At 65.1% G+C, this 20813-nt stretch carries 11 protein-coding genes and 1 riboswitch; of the genes, 7 read left to right on the top strand and 4 right to left on the bottom strand.

All coding sequences use genetic code 11. The annotated features are described in order from the left end of the window. Window positions 1–1049: 1049 nt before the first annotated feature. A complete protein-coding gene (locus ACVOLI_RS08670; RefSeq protein ID WP_481534292.1) occupies window positions 1050–4490 on the top strand; it encodes a hybrid sensor histidine kinase/response regulator in 3441 nt (1146 codons plus the stop codon). Window positions 4491–4686: 196 nt separating this feature from the next. Here ACVOLI_RS08670 and ACVOLI_RS08675 read toward each other — a convergent pair whose 3' ends face one another. Next, complete coding sequence (locus ACVOLI_RS08675; RefSeq protein ID WP_481534293.1) at window positions 4687–5292, bottom strand: manganese efflux pump MntP; 606 nt, start codon at window positions 5290–5292, stop codon at window positions 4687–4689. 9 nt (window positions 5293–5301) lie between these two features. After that, window positions 5302–5464, bottom strand: a riboswitch (yybP-ykoY riboswitch). A 201-nt stretch (window positions 5465–5665) separates the two neighbouring features. Between ACVOLI_RS08675 and ACVOLI_RS08680 the strand changes: the two genes are divergently transcribed. Continuing rightward, entirely contained in the window at window positions 5666–8140 is a 2475-nt protein-coding gene (locus ACVOLI_RS08680) for a methyl-accepting chemotaxis protein (protein WP_481534294.1), read from the top strand. 498 nt (window positions 8141–8638) lie between these two features. On the opposite strand, the gene ACVOLI_RS08685 is transcribed toward ACVOLI_RS08680, so the two are convergent. Further along, the gene (locus ACVOLI_RS08685; protein ID WP_057629262.1) at window positions 8639–9304 is read right to left on the bottom strand and encodes a response regulator transcription factor; all 666 of its coding nucleotides are present in this window, start codon (window positions 9302–9304) and stop codon (window positions 8639–8641) included. 129 nt (window positions 9305–9433) lie between these two features. Then, window positions 9434–11377: an acetate--CoA ligase gene (acs, locus tag ACVOLI_RS08690; RefSeq protein ID WP_282267499.1), complete on the bottom strand. Its 1944-nt coding sequence runs from the start codon at window positions 11375–11377 to the stop codon at window positions 9434–9436. 239 nt (window positions 11378–11616) lie between these two features. On the opposite strand from acs, the gene ACVOLI_RS08695 reads away from it, so the two are divergent. From ACVOLI_RS08695 to bla, 5 genes are all read left to right on the top strand, one after another. Next, window positions 11617–13050, top strand: a complete 1434-nt coding sequence (locus ACVOLI_RS08695) for a DcaP family trimeric outer membrane transporter (protein WP_481534295.1) — start codon at window positions 11617–11619, stop codon at window positions 13048–13050. Between the two features lie 151 nt (window positions 13051–13201). Beyond that, the gene (locus tag ACVOLI_RS08700) at window positions 13202–13519 is read left to right on the top strand and encodes a DUF485 domain-containing protein (RefSeq protein ID WP_282267496.1); all 318 of its coding nucleotides are present in this window, start codon (window positions 13202–13204) and stop codon (window positions 13517–13519) included. Further along, window positions 13516–15237, top strand: a complete 1722-nt coding sequence (locus ACVOLI_RS08705; RefSeq protein WP_282267494.1) for a cation acetate symporter — start codon at window positions 13516–13518, stop codon at window positions 15235–15237. Before ACVOLI_RS08700 ends, ACVOLI_RS08705 begins: the two co-directional genes overlap by 4 nt. Window positions 15238–15412: 175 nt before the next feature. Continuing rightward, on the top strand, window positions 15413–18133 hold the full coding sequence (locus tag ACVOLI_RS08710) for a TonB-dependent receptor plug domain-containing protein (RefSeq protein ID WP_481534296.1): 2721 nt from the start codon (window positions 15413–15415) through the stop codon (window positions 18131–18133). A 251-nt stretch (window positions 18134–18384) separates the two neighbouring features. Next, window positions 18385–19416: a class A beta-lactamase gene (gene bla, locus ACVOLI_RS08715; protein ID WP_481534297.1), complete on the top strand. Its 1032-nt coding sequence runs from the start codon at window positions 18385–18387 to the stop codon at window positions 19414–19416. A gap of 14 nt (window positions 19417–19430) precedes the next feature. Here bla and ACVOLI_RS08720 read toward each other — a convergent pair whose 3' ends face one another. After that, complete coding sequence (locus ACVOLI_RS08720) at window positions 19431–20525, bottom strand: helix-turn-helix transcriptional regulator (protein WP_481534298.1); 1095 nt, start codon at window positions 20523–20525, stop codon at window positions 19431–19433. Window positions 20526–20813 lie beyond the last annotated feature (288 nt).

Genomic DNA, 20813 nt, shown 5'->3' on the forward strand with positions numbered 1-20813 from the left:
AAGCAGTAGTCGACGCATTCTCCGTGTGCTGGCGATCTGCTCCCTCCCTTGCGCCGCAGGCGCAGGGGAGGGCTGGGGAGGGATAGGCGAGCGCAGCTCGACGCTCTGAGCTTCAGAACGTACGAGCGCGCCAAGTGGAAAGCGCATCCGACTGCCATCGCCAAAAGCACCCCTCCCCAGCCCTCCCTTGCGCCGCAGGCACAGGGGAGGGCTGGGGAGGGGTAGGCGAGCGCAGCTCGACGCTCTGCGCTTCAGAACGTACGAACGCGCCAAGCGGAAAGCGCATCCGATTGCCATCGCCAAAAGCACCCCTCCCCAAGCCTCCCCTGTGCTTCGCACAAGGGAGGGGGCCAAGCAGCAGCCGGCGCATTCTCCGTGCGCAGGCGATCTGCTCCCTCCCTTGCGCCGCAGGCGCAGGGGAGGGCTGGGGAGGGGTAGGCGAGCGCAGCTCGACACTCTGCGCTTCAGAACGTACGAACGCGCCAAGTGGAAAGCGCATCCGATTGCCACCGCCAAAAGCACCCCTCCCCAACCCTCCCCTGTGCTGCGCACAAGGGAGGGGGGAAAGCAGCAGCCGAGGCATTCTCTGCGTGCTGGCGATCTGCTCCCTCCCTTGCGCCACAGGCGCAGGGGAGGGCTGGGGAGGGGTAGGCGAGCGCAGCGCGACGCTCTGCGCTTCAGAACGTACGAACGCGCCAAGCGGAAAGCGCATCCGATTGCCACCGCCAAAAGCACCCCTCCCCAAGCCTCCCCTGTGCTTCGCACAAGGGAGGGGGGCAAGCAGCAGTCGACGGATTTTCCATGCCCTGGCGATCTACCCCCTCCCTTGCGCCGCAGGCGCAGGGGAGGGCTGGGGAGGGGTAGGCGAGCGCAGCTCGACGCTCTGCGCTTCAGAACGTACGAACGCGCCAAGTGGAAAGCGCATCCTATTGCCACCGCCAAAAGCACCCCTCCCCAAGCCTCCCCTGTGCTTCGCACAAGGGAGGGGCAAAAGCCCCAACCGGGCGGAATGGCTACACTGGCCCGGCTAAGTCGCACGGGAACTACCCTTGGTCTCCAGCTGGATCCTGCTCCTGGTCTCACTCTGCTATGCCGCGCTGCTGTTCGGGGTGGCGTGGTGGGGTGATCGTCGCCCGCTGTATCCGGACCGCCCGTGGCTGCGGCCGGTGGTCTACAGCCTTGCGCTGGCGGTCTATTGCTCGTCCTGGACCTTCTACGGTGCGGTCGGCTCGGCGGTGCGTTATGGCATCGGCTACCTGCCTATTTATCTTGGTCCGCTGCTGATGCTGATGTTCGGCTGGCGGATCATCGAACGACTGGCGCTGATCGCCCGCAGCGAAAACGTGGTCTCCATCGCCGACTTCATTTCCTCGCGCTTTGGCCGCTCGCGGCGGTTGGCGGCGTTGGTCGCATTGATCGCCCTGATCGGCGTGGTGCCGTACCTGGCACTGCAGTACAAGGCCGTGGCGATGAGCCTGCAGGTGCTGACCGGGGATGCCGCCGGCAAGGGTTTCCTGACCGATCCGGCGCTGTATGTCTCGCTGCTGATGGCTTTGTTCGCCATCCTGTTCGGCACCCGCCAGGTCGATGCCACCGAGCACCATTACGGCATGATGCTGGCCATCGCCGTCGAATCGCTGATCAAGCTGCTGGCCATGGTCGCGATCGGCGTCTTCGCCTATGTGTGGCTGACCGACCGCGGTGAGTCGGTGGTGCAGTCGGCACGCACCTTGTTTGAAGGCATGCCGCCGGTGGGCTTCGTCTCGCAGACGCTGCTCAGTTTCCTGGCCCTGATTTGCCTGCCTCGGCAGTTCCACGTCGCGGTGGTGGAGTGCGGCAATGCCGGTGATGTGCGCAGCGCACGCTGGATGTTCGGCGCTTATCTGGTGCTGATTTCCTTGATGATTGTGCCCATTGCCACCGCTGGCGCGGCGATGTTCGGTACCGGCCTGGCCTCGGACGACACCCTGGTACTGGCCTTGCCGATGCTTGCCGGCAATACAACGCTCGCTTTGATTGCTTACATCGGTGGCTTCTCCGCGGCCACCGGCATGGTCATCGTGTCCTCGATCGCGCTGGCGACGATGATCAGCAACGATCTCGTCATGCCGCTGCTGCTGCGGCGCAGTGGCGACCACCGCGAGGCTGCCAATGTCGCCTCGCGCGTGCTGTGGATCCGGCGCATGGCGATCGTGCTGCTGGCGCTGGTCGCGTATGGCTACTACCGCGGCAGCAACGACGACACCATGCTGGCCGCCTACGGATTGATGGCCTTCGCCGCGGTCGCGCAGTTCGCACCGGGCCTGCTCGGTGGCCTGTACTGGCGTGGCGCCAGCCGCCGCGGCGTAGAAACCGGCATGCTGGCCGGTTTTGTGGTCTGGGCCTACACCTTGCTGGTGCCTGCGCTGAGCCACGGCGGCTGGCTGGATGCGAGCCTGCTCACGCACGGACCGTTCGGCATCGACTGGTTGCGGCCACAGCAGTTGTTCGGCCTGACCGGTTGGGACCCACTGACCCATGGCACCTTCTGGTCGCTGCTGATCAACACCGTGACCATGTTGCTGGTGTCGATGCGCTGGCGCCCGGATGTCGCCGAGCGCCTGCGCGCGGCACCGTTCCTCGATCCTTATGCCAAGCGGCCGGTGGTGGCCGGCGACTGGCCGGCGCACGTCAAGGTCCGCGATCTGCTGGCCTTGGCCACCCGCGTCATCGGTGACAACCGTGCGCGGCGCTCGTTCGGCGAACAGGCGCAGTTGCTGGAGCGCGAATTCCAACCTGCCGCTGCCGCCGACCGTGTCTGGGTGCAGTTCACCGAGCGCCTGCTCGCCGCATCCATCGGTGCGGCGTCGGCGCGCCTGCTGCTGACCAGCCTGCTGCGCGGCTCGGGCATGGATCTTGGTGAAGTGGTGGCGGTGCTGGACGAGGCGGGGCAGGAGCTGCGCTTCAACCGCGAAATTCTCTCCACCACGCTGGAGAACATCAGCGCAGGCGTCAGTGTGGTCGATCCGGAAATGCGCTTGACCGCATGGAACCGGCGCTACCAGCAGATGTTTGGTTACCCGGACGGCATGCTTTACGTCGGCCGCCCGGTCGCCGACCTGATCCGCTACAACGCCGAGCGCGGCGAGCTGGGTTCGGGTGACACCGAAGTGCAGATCAATCGCCGTATCGGCTATATGCGTGCTGGTTCACCGCATGTGTTCGAACGCACCGGCGCCGATGGCAAAGTGATCGAGCTGCGTGGCCAGGCCTTGCCCGGTGGCGGCTATGTCACCAGCTACAACGACATCACGGATTTCAAGAATGCCGAGCAGGCGCTGCTGGAAGCGAACGAAACCCTGGAGCAGCGCGTAGCAGAGCGTTCGCAGGCAGCCGAGACAGCGCAGCAATCCAAGACGCGCTTCCTCGCCGCGATCAGCCATGACGTGTTGCAGCCACTGAATGCAGCGCGGCTTTTTGCATCCGCCCTCCGCGACAGCCTGCACGAGACCGACGAGCAGCGGCATCTGGCCGAGCGTGTGGATGCTTCCCTGCGCGCGGCCGAAGAGTTGCTGGATGGCCTGTTGGACGTGTCGCGACTGGATGCGGGCGGGCTGCGCCCGACCATCAGCGAGTTCGATGCCAGCGTGCTGGTACGCGAGCTCGCTGCACAGTACACGCCGGTAGCGGCGGGGCGAGGACTGCGCCTGCATGTCTTTGCACGCACTGCCTGGGTGCGCAGTGATCGACGCCTGCTGCGTCGCGTGCTGCAGAATTTCATGGCCAACGCCCTGCGCTATACCCGCAGTGGCCGCATCGTGCTGGCACTGCGCGTGCGTGGTGACCAGGTTGAACTGCAGGTATGGGATACCGGCCCGGGCATTCCCGAGCATCACATGCAGCAGATCTTCAATGAATTCCATCGCTACCAGCAGCCGTTCGACTGGGGCGAGCAGGGCCTGGGCCTGGGCTTGTCGATCTGCCAACGCATCTCGCGCCTGCTTGATCACGGTTTGAACGCGCGCAGCCAACCCGGCCACGGCAGCATGTTCTCGATCACCCTGCCGCGGGTGGAAACACCGGCAGTACCGCTGCCGGCGCCACGTCAGCCGACCGCTTTTGGTGGTGATGATTCGCTGGCCGGCCTGCGCGTGCTGTGCGTGGACAACGACCAGGAAATCCTTGACGGCATGCGCGCCTTGCTCGGCCGCTGGAAGGTGGAGGTCATCGCCGCCAGCACGGTGGACATGGCGCTGGAGAAATTGAGCGAACAGCCCGATGTGATGCTGGTGGACTACCACCTGCACGATCGGCTCGATGGCCTGGACACCCTGCTCGCCCTGCGCGAAGCCGCGCGCCGTCCTTTGCCCGGCGCATTGCTGACCGCCGATGGCCGCGATGAGTTGAAGCGCATGGCCCGCGAACGCGGCTACCGCGTGTTGACCAAGCCGGTGAAGCCGGCCTCGCTGCGCGCGTTCCTGACCGCATTGAACGACCCGCGCCGACGCTAGCAACCAGCACTGTAGTGCCGAGCCATGCTCGGCAAGGGGCTTTACCAGAAAAAGCTGCCCTCACGCCAACCCCTCTCCGGTGATCGGGAGAGGGGCTAGATTTCTGTAGTGCCGAGCCATGCTCGGCAGAAGCTCTACCGGCAATGCCCCGCCGCAGCATGGCTGCGCTCTACAGGTGGTGCGCTGGCTTCGCTGCTCATGCCGCTCCCACAGCTGCGGCCGCAGCCGTCAGATGCTCGTACAGGATCGCGCAGCCGATGATGATCAGGATCACGCCGCCAACGATTTCCGCACGCTTGCCAACCACCGCACCCAGGGCGCGGCCGAGCATGATGCCGATGGTCACCATGATCATCGTGCACAGGCCGATCACCAGCGCCACCACGCCGATATGCACGTCAAGGAAGGCCAGGCCGACGCCGATCGCCATCGCATCGATGCTGGTGGCGAAGCCGGTTACGGCAAGCGTCCAGAAACTCTTGTGCTGCTCGCCTGCTTCGTCGTCGTTGTCGGCTTCACTTTCATCATCAGGGTTCAGGCCGGCGATGATCATGTGTGCTCCGAGTACCCCGAGCAGGCCGAACGCGATCCAGTGATCGAAGGCCTGCACGTACTGCGACGCGGCGCGGCCCAGCAGCCAGCCGATGATCGGCGTGATTGCCTCGATGACGCCGAAGATCAGGCCTGCGCGTAGTGCATCAAGCAGGCGTGGCTTGCGCATCGCTGCACCCTTGCCAACCGCTGCGGCGAAGGCGTCGGTGGACATGGCGAAGCCAATCAGAAGAATGGAGATGGGGGACATCAGGATTACCGGGTCGGGCGGACACAAACGGCATGCGTCGCGCCCAACCGTAGTTGCGCACGCATGCCGCTGGTCTCGCCAACCGGGTCTGGCTGCCCACACCACGGCGCACTGGCCGAGTGTGTTGATGTGGGCGCTTCCAATGCTGGAAGCAGGCTACTCCCCAAGGGAGCGCGGATTCTAGCATGGCCCCCCAATCTGAACGGACAGCCCCGGGATGCCAGCTTGGTGGCGGAACTGAAATATCACTGTCATGGATGCATGGCCTGATACGCGCGCACGGCTGGCGCAGCGCGGTAATTTCCTGCAAATCAGCACTCAAGAAACCTGATATGCGGCCGATTTCGAGGCATCTCTACGCCCGGAGTGCGGCATGAAGTTCCCCCTTGGTATAGCCCAGAAACTGCGTCTGAGCCTGCTGGCGCTGGTGGTCGGCCTGCTCGTCATCGGCTCGGCCTATGCCTGGCTCAGTGTTGGCATGCGCGGTGCCGACCAGCGGCTGCAGAGTTACCAGCAGGATGCGGCGCAGCTGGAGGCGCTGGTGGCTGCGTTTGCCGAGGCGCGCCGCGCCCAGGCCGAGTATGCCATGTCGTTCTCGGCCGTCGCCGGGCAGGCGTTTGTGGCCGCCAATGGCCGTCTGCAGGCGCTGCTGTCCACGGACAGGAAGGGCGTGGGTTGGGAGCAGGCATTGCGCGCGCCCCTGCTTGACTATGTTCAGTCCGGTCAGGCACTGGATCAGCGCATCACCGAACTTGGCCACGATGCCGACAGCGGCATGCAGGGCCAGCTGCGCAACGCCGTGCACGAAGTGGAGAACCTGATCGGCGAACATCCCGATGCGGCCTTGCAGGTGTCGATGCTGACCATGCGCCGCTACGAGAAGGACTTCATCCTGCGCCGTGAGCAGAAGTACGCGGATGAACTGAGTGCGCAGGTGATGCCCTTCGAGCTGCTGCTGCAGGCAGCGCGCATGCCGGACGGCAGCAAGCAGCAGGTGCGCGATGCGATGCAGCGCTACCAGGAGGCATTCCTGTCCTATGCAGCGGCGCGCTACGGGGCCGACAGCGAGACCCAGGCGATGGACGACCTTGCCGCCAAGGCCTTGCCGGTGCTGACCCGCTTGCAGCAGGCACAGCGCGCCAGCCTGGCCAAGCAACGCGAAGAACAGGCCGCAGCGCGGCGTTGGATGGATGCCGCCTTCGCTGCCACCGTGCTGGTGGTGGGCTTGTTGCTGGTCAGTCTGCTGTTGTTGCTGTTGCGAGCGGTGGAACGGCCGCTGGCTGACGCGGCGGCGTTCGCCCGCGCCATTGCCGACGATGATCTGGACGGCCGGTTGGTGGTGCGCAACGCGCATGACGAGATTGGTCGGTTGGCGGCGGCGCTGATGCAGATGCAGTCCAGCCTGCGCGAGCGCATTGCCGGCGAGCGCCTGGCGGCGGGTGCCAACCAGCGGGTACGGCAGGCATTGGACGTGGCCAGCGCCGCGGTGCTGGTGACGGATGCCGCAGGCCGCGTGGTCTATGCCAATCCGGCATTGCAACAGGCCTTCGCCCAGGCCGGGATCGAAGGCGCGGCCGAGGTCGACAGCGAGGCGGCCGAACTCGGGCCGGCAGTTGCCGCACTCATGCGGGCCGCCTTCGAGCAGAGCGTGGCGATGGATGCGGAGGTGGAGCTGGGCAACAGCGGCTTCCTGCTGCGGGCCAGCCCGGTGCTGGAAGCTGATCGGGTACTTGGCCTGGTGATGGAATGGCAGGACCGACGGCTTGAGCGGGTGATCGTCAACGAAGTGGCCGCGGTGGTCGCGGCGGCGACCGCCGGCGACCTGCAGGGACGCATCGTGCTGGCCGACAAGCAGGGCTTCGTGTTGCAGTTGGGCGAGCGCATCAATGCCCTGCTGGACAGCGTGCAGGCGCAGGTGGGGGATGCGACGCGGGTGATCGGCCACTTCGCCCATGGTGACCTGAGTGCGCGCATGCGCGGCGACGGCCAGGGCATCTACGCACGCCTGCGGCAAGGGCTGGAGGAGGCCATGCAGCAGGTCGGCGGCATCGTCGCCCGCATCCAGCAGTCGGCGGGCAGCGTGCAGGCAGCGGTGGGCGACATGGCCAGTGGTACCGCCGACCTGTCCGGGCGCGTGGAACAGCAGGTGGGTGACGTGCAGGAGGCGTTGCAGCGGGTGCGCTCGGTGGCCGGTGAGGCGCGCGAGAATGCCGGCAGTGCGCGCGAGAGTGCGCTGGTGTCGGCGCAGGCCAGCGATGCGGCCGAGCGCGGGCGCCAGGCCACGGCGGCCGCGATCACTGGCATGGACCAGCTGCGGGCGTCTTCACGACACATCCGCGAGATCGTCGCCACCGTCGACAGCCTGTCGTTCCAGACCAATCTGCTGGCACTGAACGCTGCGGTCGAGGCCGCGCGGGCCGGCAGCCACGGGCGTGGCTTCGCGGTGGTGGCCAACGAGGTGCGGCAGCTGGCGCAGCGCTCGGCGGAGGCGTCCAAGCAGATCCGCGGCCTGATCGACGTATCGCTGCGGCAGGTGGAGGAAGGCGCGCGGCTGGCTGACAGCAGCGGAGCGGCGATGCAGGACATTGGTGGTCGGGTGGCGCAGGTGGCCAGCGCGCTGGAGCGGATCGATGCAGGCTCGGCGCGGCAGGTCAGTGCGGTGGATGATGTGGAGCGCCTGCTGCGACGCATCGGTGAAGGCACCCGCCAGAGTGGCGAGGTCGCACGCGCCTCATCGCATGCCGCGCAGGCGATGCGCGAGCAGACGCAGGAGCTGGCCGCAGCGGCGGAAGTGTTCGTGGTCGATGCGACGGCGGCAGCGGATCCGGAGCTGCAGCGTTCGGCATGAGCTCCAGCTCCCTCCCTTGCGCAACGCGCAGGGGAGGGTTGGGGAGGGGTGCTGTTCGCGGGCAAGCCAGACAACGCGTAGAAGCAACAACCGAAGCTACCCCCTCCCAGCCTCCCCCTTGGCTGCGCCAAAGGGGAGGGGCCAGAGCTCCCTCCCTTGCGCAACGCGCAGGGGAGGGCTGGGGAGGGGGGCTGTTCGCGGGCAAGCCAGACAACGCGCAGAAGCAACAACCAAAGCTACCCCCTCCCAACCTCCCCCTTGGCTGCACCAAAGGGGAGGGGCCAGACTCCCTCCCTTGCGCAACGCGCAGGGGAGGGCTGCTGTTCGCGGGCAAGCCAGACAACGCGTAAAAGCAACAACCAAAGCTACCCCTCCCAACCTCCCCCTTGGCTGCGCCAAAGGGGAGGGGCTGGAGCTCCCTGCCTTGCGCAACGCGCAGGGGAGGGTCGGGGAGGGGTAGTTCTTAGCGCTCAGCCGCAGGCAAGCGCCGGCAGCAACTCAATCTTCTTCCGGCGGCAGCACGATGGCGTCGTCGTCGATCGCCAGCTTGCCGGCCATCAGCACCGCCTGGGTGCGGTTGGTGACGCCGAGCTTGCGCAGGATGGCGGTGACGTGGGCCTTGATGGTGGCCTCGGAAACGCCCAGGTCATAGGCGATCTGCTTGTTCAGCCGGCCTACGCCGAGCATCTGCAGCACGCGGAACTGTTGCGGGGTCAGTTCGCGCAGGCGCTGGCCGACTTCGCGTTCTTCATTCGGGGTCGGCGGCACGTTGTGCGCCTCGGCCGGTGCCCAGCGCTCGCCATCGAGGATGGTGCCCAGCGCATGGCCGATGGTGTCCGAATCGGCGGATTTTGGAATGAAGCCGAATGCGCCATGGTCCAGTGCGCGTCGCATCACAGTGGCTTCTTCGCGTGCGGACACCACCACGATGGGCAGCTGCGGATGCAGTGAACGCAGGTGCACAAGCGCATTGAAGCCTTGTGCGCCGGGCATGTTGAGGTCCATCAGCACAAGGTCGGCATCGGGGTGTTGTTCGGCCAGTGCGTACAGTGCTTCGACGCTGTCGGCCTCCATCAGCTGCACGCCGGGGATGACGCGTTGCACCGCGCCCTTGAGGGCTTCGCGGAACAGCGGATGGTCATCGGCAATGAGGAGGGTAGGCATATGCGATCCAATGCTGAAGTAAGGGGCGTGACGCCCTTCCGGTGAAACAGGATACCGGCTGCGACGCTGATCCACGCCCTCCACATGGACCGACAGCCGGGGCACCACGGTGCCCCGGGCAGTTACCGCTTAGCGAACCTTGCGCTCTTCCACCAGCGACGCCACCACCGACGGATCGGCCAGCGTGGAGGTATCGCCGAGCTGGTCCGGGGCGTTCTCGGCGATCTTGCGCAGGATGCGGCGCATGATCTTGCCCGAGCGGGTCTTGGGCAGGCCCGGTGCCCACTGCAGGTGATCCGGCGCCGCGATCGGGCCGATTTCCTTGCGCACCCATGCCACCAGTTCCTTGAGCAGCTCGTCGGTCTGCGCTTCGCCGGCAATCAGGGTGACATAGGCATAGATGCCCTGGCCCTTGATGTCGTGCGGGAAGCCGACCACGGCCGCTTCGGCCACCTTCGGGTGCGAGACCAGCGCGCTTTCCACCTCGGCCGTGCCGATGCGGTGACCGGACACATTCATCACGTCATCGACGCGACCGGTGATCCAGTAATAGCCGTCTTCGTCGCGCCGGCAGCCGTCACCGGTGAAGTAGCTGCCCGGGTAGGTGCGGAAATAGGTGTCGATGAAGCGCTGGTGGTCACCGTAGACGGTACGCATCTGGCCCGGCCAGGAATCGCGGATGATCAGGTTGCCCTCGGTGGCGCCTTCCAGCGGCTCGCCGTCGGCACTGACCAGCGCCGGCTGCACGCCGAAGAACGGCAGCGTTGCCGAGCCAGGCTTGAGGTCGGTTGCACCCGGCAGCGGCGAAATCAGGATGCCGCCGGTTTCGGTCTGCCACCAGGTATCCACGATCGGGCAGCGTGCATCGCCGACCACGTCGTAATACCAGCGCCAGGCTTCCGGATTGATCGGCTCACCGACGCTGCCGAGCAGGCGCAGGCTCTTGCGCGAGGTGCGCTTGACCGGCTCCTCGCCGTCGCGCATCAGTGCACGGATGGCGGTGGGCGCGGTGTAGAAGATGGTGACCTGGTGCTTGTCGATCACTTCCCAGAAACGCGAAGTGTTCGGGTAGTTCGGTACGCCTTCGAACATCACCGAGGTGGCGCCGTTGGCCAGCGGGCCGTAGACGATGTAGCTGTGGCCGGTGACCCAGCCGACGTCGGCGGTGCACCAGTAGATGTCGTCCTCGCGCAGGTCGAACACCGCTTCATGGGTGTAGGCCGCGTACAGCAGATAACCGCCGGTGGTGTGCAGCACGCCCTTGGGCTTGCCGGTGGAGCCGGAGGTGTAGAGGATGAACAGCGGATCTTCGGCGTTCATGCGCTCGGGTTCGCACTCGGCCGGCTGGGTGTCCACCACATCGTGGAACCAGCGGTCACGCGGCGCCTGCATGTCGACCGCACCACCGGTGTGGCGTACGACCAGCACGGTTTCCACGGTATTGGTGCCGGGCAGCTTCAGCGCGGCATCGACATTGGCCTTCAACGGCACCTTCTTGCCACCACGCAGGCCTTCGTCGGCGGTGATGATCAGCTTGCTGGCGCAGTCGCCGACGCGGTCGGCGATGGAGTTGGCGGCAAAGCCACCGAACACCACCGAGTGGATCGCACCGACGCGGGCGCAGGCCAGCATCGCCACCGCGGCATCGACGATCATCGGCAGGTAGATGGTGACTCGGTCACCCTTCTTGATGCCGAGGTTGCGCAGTGCATTGCCCAGGCGGCAGACGCGCTGGTGCAGTTCGCGGTAGGTGACCTTCTGCGCCGGGCTGTCCGGGCCATCGGCCTCGAACAGGATGGCGGTCTTGTCACCGCGCGTGGCCAGCTGCCGGTCAAGGCAGTTGACGCTGACGTTGAGTTCGCCGTCCTCGAACCACTTGATGCGGAAATCGTCGAGCTGGTAGCTGACGTTCTTGATCTTGGTCGGCTTCTTGTACCAGTCCAGGCGTTCGGCGGCCTTGGCCCAGAACGCATCGGGGTTTTCGACCGATTCGCGGTACAGCTGCTGGTACGTGTTCTTGTCGATCCGTGCCTTCTCGGCAAACGCGGAATCAACGGGATATACATCAGTCATGGCAACCCTCACCTTTGCACTTGTAACCAATGAATGAGCCCTGTCGTGGGACAGGGCCGGGACACCCCAAGTGTGCCGCATCCACCCCACCTCGCGCTGCATCTTCTGTTAGACGATGGTCGAACAGACGTCTGCTTACGACTAATGGCGAATAGCCGGCCGCTGCCATCGCCGCGCACGCTGGCTGCGACCGTGCAACCGGCGCGGACCGTTCGCCAGCCTGGAGAGAGGCAGCCCCAATGAATCGAAACATCCTGAAAACGGCCCGCCGGCCACTTGCCGCTGCCCTGTTCGTCGCGCTGGTCGCGCCGGGCATGGCCTTCGCCGAGACCGCAAAAGAGAAGGCGCTGGAAGCACGCGTTGCTGATCTTGAGCGGCAGGTGCAGCTGCTGTTGTCCACCCAGCAGCAACAGCAGGGCGCGATTGCCCAGACCCAGAGTGAAGTGGTGCAGGTGCGCACTGCACAGGCCGAGCGTGCTGCTGCACCGGCGGTGCCGGCAGGCAAGCAGCCAATTCAGCTGACCAGCATCACCCCGGGCGCCGCGCCGGGCACCACCTTCAAGGTCGGTGGCTTCATCAAGGCCGATTTCCTCGCCACCCGTACCGGCGACGGCCAGCTGGCCGACGATGCCACCGGCCGCGCGCTGTATCTGCCGGGCCAGACGCCGGTGCATGGCGCCGGTGGTTCGGGCAAGGCCTCGGACGTGGACTACAACGCCCATGCCAAGTTCTCGCGTTTCAACCTGGGCGTGGACCATGTCGCCGAGAACGGCGACAAGGCCGGCGCGATGGTGGAGATGGATTTCTTCGGCAACTCGCTGGGCAACCAGACCGCGACCAACACCTATGGCGTCACCCTGCGCCACGCCTACATGTACTGGAACAAGTGGTTGGCCGGCCAGACCTGGTCCAACTTCATGGACGCGGCCTCGATTCCGGAAGCAGCTGACTTCGTTGGTCCCACCGATGGCGTGGTGTTCGTGCGCCAGGCGCAGATCCGTTACACCAACGGCGGCCTGAGTGTTGCCCTGGAAAACCCGGAAACCACGACGCTTACCGGCACCTTCAACCCGGTCACCAACAAGTGGAACGTGCCGGCGGTTGCCAACTCCGACCGTGGCTCGATGCCTGACCTGACCGTACGTTACGGTTGGAAGGGCGACTGGGGCACCTTCGGCGTCGCCGGCCTGGTGCGTCAGCTCAAGCTCGACAACCAGACCACCGGTGCCGATGCCAGCAAGGTGGCCGGCGGTATAACCCTCGGCGGCAAGTGGCTGATGGGTGATGCCGATACCCTGCATTACCAGCTGACCGGTGGCGAAGGCATTTCGCGCTACATCGGCCTGGGCATCACCGCCGACAGCGGCTATGACGCGATCCGCGACGAGATCGATCCGACCGGCGTGGTTGCCGGCTATGTCGGCTGGCGCCATGCCTTCAGCCCGAAGCTGCGCACCAACCTGATCTACGCACGCAGCGACTACGACAACAACGCGTCGATCACCGGTGACCTGGTCACCAAGAGCGTGCAGTCGATCCGCGGCAACATCTTCTACACGCCGATGCCCAAGGTCGATGTCGGTGCCGAGTTGATGTACGGCGTGCGCGAGATCGAGAACGGCAAGAAGGGCGATATCAGCCGCCTGCAGTTCACCACCAAGTACAGCTTCTGACCCATCCGGTGCCGGCGGTGCAGTGCCGCCGGTACCGCGTCTGAAAATGTAGTACGCCCCATCTCCCTACCCCCACGGGGAGCACTCATGTGACCGTCACGGCATCTCCGCATGCCATGGCGTTCGTATTCCCAACGCCTGGAGAATTCCGATGAATGCTTCCGTCGATCCCCGTGTAGAGCGGATCGCCTCCAACCCGAAATACCAACGGTTGCGCAGCTCGCGCAACAAGCTGGGTTGGTTCCTGACCATCCTGATGTTGCTGGGCTACTACGGCTATATCGGCCTGATCGCCTTCGACAAGGCCTTCCTGGCCACGCCGATTGGTGCCGGCAAGATCACCACGGTCGGCATTCCGATCGCCTTGGGTTTGATGGTGTTCACCATCGTCATCACTGGCTTCTACGTGCGTCGTGCCAACAAGGAATTCGACAAGTTGACCGAAGAGATCGTGGAGGAAGCACAATGAACCACTCCGTCCTCCGATCGGGCGCGCTGCTCGGTCTGCTGATCGCCAGCGGTGCGGCCATGGCCGCCGGTGGCGACATCGGCCAGACCGTGCGCCAGCCGACCAACTGGACCGCGATCATCATGTTCGCGACCTTCGTGGTGTTCACGCTTGGCATCACCAAGTGGGCCGCAGGCCGCACCAAGTCGGCGTCCGACTTCTACACCGCCGGTGGCGGCATCACCGGTTTCCAGAACGGCCTGGCAATCGCCGGTGACTACATGTCGGCGGCCTCGTTCCTCGGCATCACCGCCGCGGTGATGACCAACGGCTATGACGGTTTGATCTACGCGCTGGGCTTCCTCGTCGGTTGGCCGATCCTGACCTTCCTGATGGCAGAACGCCTGCGTAACCTAGGCCGCTTCACCTTTGCCGACGTCGCTGGCTACCGCTTCCAGGCCAAGCCAATCCGCATGTTCGCGGCCTCCGGCACGCTGGTCGTGGTGCTGTTCTACCTGATCGCACAGATGGTTGGTGCCGGTGCGCTGATCAAGCTGCTGTTCGGCCTGGACTACTGGATCGCAGTGGCGCTGGTCGGCGTGCTGATGATGGTCTACGTGCTGTTCGGCGGCATGACTGCCACCACCTGGGTGCAGATCATCAAGGCCTGCCTGTTGCTGTCGGGCGTGACCTTCATGGCCGTGATGGTGATGTGGCACTTCAACTTCAGCTTCGAGGCGCTGTTCACCGAGGCGGTGCGGGTCAAGACCCAGATCGCAGCCAACGGCGGCAAGAGTGCGGAGGAAGCGGCCAGTACCGGCTTGGCGATAATGGGGCCTGGTGGCTTCGTCAAGGATCCGATCTCGGCAATCTCGTTCGGCATGGCACTGATGTTCGGTACCGCCGGCCTGCCGCACATCCTGATGCGCTTCTTCACCGTTCCCGATGCAAAGCAGGCACGCAAGTCGGTGCTGTGGGCAACCACCTGGATCGGCTACTTCTACATCCTGATCTTCATCATCGGCTTCGGTGCGATCGCGCTGGTGCTGACCAATCCGGAGTATGCGGATCCGGTCACCGGTACCATCCAGGGCGGCCCGAACATGGCAGCCGTGCTGGTCGGCAAGGCCGTCGGCGGCAATATGTTCATGGGCTTCATCTCGGCCGTGGCGTTCGCCACCATCCTGGCCGTGGTCGCAGGCCTGACGCTGTCCGGTGCATCGGCGGTGTCGCATGACCTGTATGCCACCGTGTTCAAGAAGGGCAACCCGGCACCGGGCTCGGAGCTGCGTGTGTCGCGCGTCACCACCCTGGCATTGGGCGTTATCGCGGTGCTGCTGGGCATCGTGTTCGAGAAGCAGAACGTGGCCTTCATGGTGTCGCTGGCCTTCGCCATCGCCGCCTCGGCCAACTTCCCGGTGCTGATCCTGTCGCTGCTGTGGAAGGACTGCACCACCCGCGGCGCGGTGATTGGTGGTTCGCTGGGCCTAGCCTCGTCGCTGATCCTGACCCTGCTGTCGCCGTCGGTATGGGTGGACACGCTGGGCAACGCGGCTGGCAGTGCGCCGTTCCCGTACACCAGCCCGGCGCTGTTCTCGATGACGATTGCCTTCGTCAGCATCTGGTTCTTCTCGATCACCGACAAGAGCAAGAACGCACAGGCCGAGCGTGCCGCCTACCCGGCACAGGAAGTCCGTGCCGAGACCGGCATTGGTGCGAGCAAGGCTTCGTCGCACTAAGCATTGGTAACGTTTGAAACAACGGCCAGCCCTGTGCTGGCCGTTGTCGTTTGAGCGGTTGGTATCGGGGTTTTCCCTGATGCGGGGCGGGAAGGTGGCTTCCTAAGATGCGGAGAGGGGAGAGTCCGCATTGCCAGGTCAGCAGTTCCACTTCCAGCCTTCTGCGAGGAACCGTATGCCGTGCCGTATCGCCAGAACCACGTTGTCCACGGGCATCGCCCTGATCATCGCCGGCAGCCTGCCCAGCGCCTTCGCCCAATCGACCGATGCCAAACCTGAGCAGACCACCGACAAGGTGGTGGATATCGGTAGCGTCAACGTCACCGCATCCGGCTCGCGCATCGATCGGCCGGGCTTCAACGCGCCGACGCCGACGGTGAAGGTGACGCCGGAGGACCTGCAGCTCTCCACCCACACCAATATCGCTGCCGCGCTCAACGACCTGCCGCAGTTCCGTGGCACGGTGTCGCCGCAGACCCATACCACCGGCGTGGACGCGGCACGGGCGCCGGTCGACCTGCGTGGCCTCGGCGTCAGCCGCACCCTGGTGCTGCTGGACGGGCGGCGCTTCTCCAGCGACAACGACCTGGCCAGCATTCCCTCGATCCTGATCAGCGGCGTGGACGTGGTTACCGGCGGTGCCTCCGCCGCCTGGGGCTCGGGCGCGGTTGCAGGCGTTGTCAACGTGCAGCTGGACAGCCAGCTGGTCGGCACAAAGATCGATGTGCAGGGCGGCGTGTCCTCGCGCTCGGACAACCAGAAGCAGTACATCTCGGCCGCTACCGGCTTCGAGATCGCACAGGGGCGCGGTCACATCGTCATCGGCGGCGAGGCCTTGAACAACGACGGCATTCTGCCCAAATCATCACGGTCATGGCTGGGCCGCACCGCGCAGCTGTCCAATGGCGACGGCACGTTCACGATGAAAGACAACGTGGGTTACGGCAATGCCGCGATCGGAGGCTTGATCACCACCGGTGTGCTGGCCGGGCAGGCCTTCAATCCGGATGGCAGCCTGCGGCCGTTCCCGGGCTATACCGGTGCGTCGCTGATCCAAGGCGGCGAGAGCCCGAGCAATGACGACATCAGTTCGCTGATGACGCCGCAGCGCCGCTACAACGTGTTGGGCAGGTTGTCGTGGAACCTCACCGACAACACCAGCCTGACCATGGACGTCCGCCACTCGCGCAGCTGGAACCGCTTCCCATGGTTCGGCGACCACAACCGTGGCACCGGCCTGAAGATCAGTGTGGACAACGCCTTCCTGCCCACAGCCGTGCGTGATGCATTGCTGGCCGCAGGCGAAACCAGCTTTGGGCTTGGTCGCTTCAACAGTGACTTTGCCTTTCCCGATATCGATTACGACCGCCGCACCACCCAGTTCACCGCGGCGCTGGATGGCGTGGTCGGCGACAACTGGCGCTGGAGCGGCTACTACAGCCACGGCGACAACCAGTCCGACCTGGCCGCCCCCGGCTTCTTGCTGACCAGCAACTATCGCGACGCGGTGGATGCGGTGATCGATCCGGTCAGCGGAAAGCCGGTGTGCCGGGTGACCCTGAGCAACCCCAACTCCGGTTGTGTACCAATCAACCTGATCGGTCATGGCGCTCCATCGGCGGAAGCGGCGGCCTATGTCACCGGCACGCCCAGGCGCATGACCAATACCAAGCTCGATGCAGCCGGCCTGGACCTGCGTGGCGAGCCGTTCTCGTTGCCGGCCGGCGAAGTCTCGGTGGCGATGGGGCTGGAAGCGCGCAAGGAACAGATCGACCAGAAGGTGGGCGCGCAGGACCTGACCAAATCGTTCAGTACCTGGAGCTCCTCGCCGATGGCCGGCAGCTTCCAGGTCCGCGAGGCCTTCGCCGAAGTGGCCGCACCGCTGCTGCGGGACATGACGGTGCTGCGGGACCTGCAGGTCAATGCGGCGGCGCGCTTCAGCGACTACAACAGCTCCGGCGCGATCTGGTCGTGGAAGTACGGCATGACCAACGAATTCTTTGATGGTTTCCGTGGTCGCTTCACCCGTTCGCGCGATATCCGCTCGGCCAACCTGTCGGAGATGTACACCACCAGCACCACCGGCTGGTCGACCATCAGCGATCCACTGACCGGCACCTCGATCAGCGCGCTGGTGATTGGCGGCGGCAATCCGCTGCTGGACCCGGAGAAGGCCGACACCCTGACCGCCGGCTTCACCTGGGCACCGGCCAGCGTACCGGGGCTGATCATGTCGGTGGACTACTTCGACATCGAGATCAAGGACGTGATCACCCAGGTGTCGGCGCAGGAAACGGTGCTGCGCTGTATCGCCGGCAACCAGGCCATGTGTGGGCGCATCCAGCGCGATGGCAACGGCGAGATCGAGCGTATCAACTCCAACTACGTCAACCTGGCCGAGTACCGTACCAATGGTGTTGACCTGGACCTGCTCTACACCCTGCCGGCGGCGAAGTTGTTCCCGGCGATGTCGGGCAATTTTCACACCCGCGTACTGGCGACCTGGACCGACAACCTCACCACCTACGACGGCAAGAACACCTTCGAGTACGTGACTTCGCAGGGTCTGACCGGCGGCTCCGGTGTGCCACGCTGGCGTGCGAACGCGACCTTCGGCTGGCGCGGCGACCGCTACGGTGCGCAGGCGCGCGCACGCTACATTTCCAGTGGCGTCTACAACAACCAGCTGGTGCTGACCAATGGCAACATCGCGTCCTATGTGTACTGGGACCTGGGTGGCAAGGCGCGCTTCGCGCTGGCCGGCGACAACGAGGTCGAGGTCTACGCCGACATCAGCAACCTGTTCGACAAGAAGTCCCCCTTGGGCGCGGTCGGCTCGCCCTATTACGATGTGGTCGGCCGTTACTTCACGCTTGGCGCGCGCATGCGTTTCTAGGAATGAACCGACAGGCAGGAAGGTTCGGGACAACCGTAGCCCGGGTGAGCGCAGCGCACCCGGGGCCGTTCATGGACAGCCTGAAACAACCGTAGAACCCTGACCCCGGGTGCGCTGCGCTTACCCGGGCTACGCTCGGAACGCTGATTGCGCTTGGCCCCGGAACTACTGGATGACGCACCATCCGGGTCAACAGGAATAGTGACGGTCGCCGTAACGCTTCGGCTGCTTCTTTTGCAGAGGATTTGAACATGTACCAGCACCACCGTCGTTGCTCCCCATCGCGTCCACGCCTGCGTGCGTTGTTCGTCGCGCCGCTGTTGGCATGCATGCTGCTGCCGGCAATGGCCGCCACCAAACCTCCATCCAGCCAGGGCCTGCAGGTCGAAGCGCAACGGCTTGCCGCACAACTACCCGGCCAGCTCGGCGCGGCCATCGTCCATCTGGAAAGCGGTCGCAGCGTCTATCTCGATGCCGACCGGGCCTTCCCCATGGCCAGCACCATGAAGGTGCCGGTGGCCGTGCACATCCTCAAGCTGGTGGACGAAGGCAAGCTCACGCTGCAGCAGCAGGTGACGCTGGACGAAGATGATGTCTATCCGGAAATGGGCGGGCCCATGGACCTGCACCTGAGCGCCGGTTCGGCTATCACCGTGCGTGATCTGCTGCATATGATGATCACGGTAAGCGACAACAACGCCACCGACATCCTGATCCGTCTTGGCGGTGGCACCACGGCGGTGAATGCACGCATGCAGGCACTGGGCATCAGTGGCATGCGGGTGGATCGCTACATCTGGGAATTGCTGGCCAACTATCGCGGCAACGCTGCCTCGCAAGCGAAGCCGCTGGGTCCGACGGCCTATGCCGAGCTGTCGCGCAGTGAACGCAGCGAGGAGCTGCGTCGCGGCCACACCAACGCCTGGAACGAAGATCCGCGCGACACCAGTACTGCCCGCGCGATGGCCACCCTGTTGCAGAAGGTCTGGCGTGGCGAGGTGCTGCAGCCAGGTTCGACCAAGCTGCTGCAGGACATCATGCTCGACACCCGCACCGGCAGCGCCCGCCTGCGAGGCATGTTGCCGAAGGAAACCCCGGTGGCGCACAAGACTGGCACGGTTGGGGATGTGATCAACGATGTTGGCGTGATCACGCTGCCGGGTGGGGGCGGACACGCCATCGTCACCGTATTCGTGCAATCACGCGCCAGCAGCGCGGACCGCGACGCAGCCATTGCGCAGCTGGCGCGTGCCGCGCATGACTACTTCCTGTTCGTGCCTTGAGTTGTTGCGCCTGCTCAGCCGGTGACGCTGAGCAGGCGTACCAGCTGCGCACGATGCCCAACGTCGAGCTTGCGGTAGATGGCGCTGATCTGGCTTTCGATGGTCTTGCGCGAGCGCCGCAGGTGATTGGCGATCTCGTCATTGCGCATGCCATCCAGGACCAGCTCGGCGACGCGGGTTTCGGTGGGCGAGAGCCTGGACCACATCGGCCGGGTCACCACGGGCGTCGCCGTTGCCAACGATTGCAATGGCGTCAGCCGCAGCAGATACATCGGATAGAGGCCGTCCGCCTGCAAGCGACCCTGCAGGCCGATCCGCAACTGTGCCGCCGGCAGGTCCAACGCTTCCCGTGGAAGCTCAGCATCGCCGACCTGGCTCGCCTGGCGCAGCCAGCCGCGCAATGCCGAAGCCACGCTGTCGGGGAAGCGCAGGCGCTTGCCGGCTTCGTCCAGCCAGCCCGCGCACAACAGCTGGGCCGCAGGCGACAGGCTGATCAGGTGCAGCTCATGGTCGAGGATGATGTCGGCCTGGCTCTGTCGGTCGAGCAGCGCCTGGTAGATGCTGCGACGTTCATGCCGCATCAAACGCACGCGCTGCAGGCCAGCGGCCATCAGCTGATGCAGTTCGCCGAGGAACTGCTGGTGGGCGTCGGTGATCTGCTCCTGGCCGGCCTGCATGCGGATGCTCAACACCGCCTCCAGGCCTTCACCGCGCCAGAACGCCATGTGGATGAATTCGTTCCAGCCGGGCGCGGGATTCTGCGCGCGTAGCCGCAGCCGGGCCTGCGCGTCGGTGGAAGCGATCTGTGACAGCGTGTACCAGTCGACGCGCGGGTTGCGCTGCAGATAAGGCGCGGCAACCTCGAGGCTGCGCAGCGGGCGTGCGCTGCCAGCCGCACTGGCACCGAGGAAATGCAGGCTGCGCTGTGGTTGGTAGCTGCCGTTGATGTCGTACATCAAGGTGCACGAGTGGCAGGGCAGGTGTTGGTTGATCAGGTCCACGCAGGCGCGCCACAGCGAATGCAGGTCCAGTGCCTGCAGCAGGCCTCGCTTGGCCTGTACAGGGCAGGCGTCGGGGTTCACTGCTATGTCGTGTTCGCGTCCCAGCATGGTGTGGCATGCCCTCGAAATGAATCGTAGCGCCGCGGGCCACTGCGATCGCCGTGTTCGTCTGCCACGCTGCTACGGGCCGAACCTGTGTGAACTCTTCTAGCACCCACTGCGCAGCGCAGGCAAGCGCAGGGGCCGCCTTGCGCATGGTGAAAGCTGGAAGTGGGCTTTGCTTCAAAGGTTCGCTACCAGCAAAGGGCACCCCTCCCCAACCCTCCCCTGCGCGTTGCGCAAGGGAGGGAGCGAAGCACGTGACCTGTCAGCCCCCCGTGCACGCCGTTTTTGCCC

The organism is Stenotrophomonas sp. STEN029, assembly GCF_056760015.1.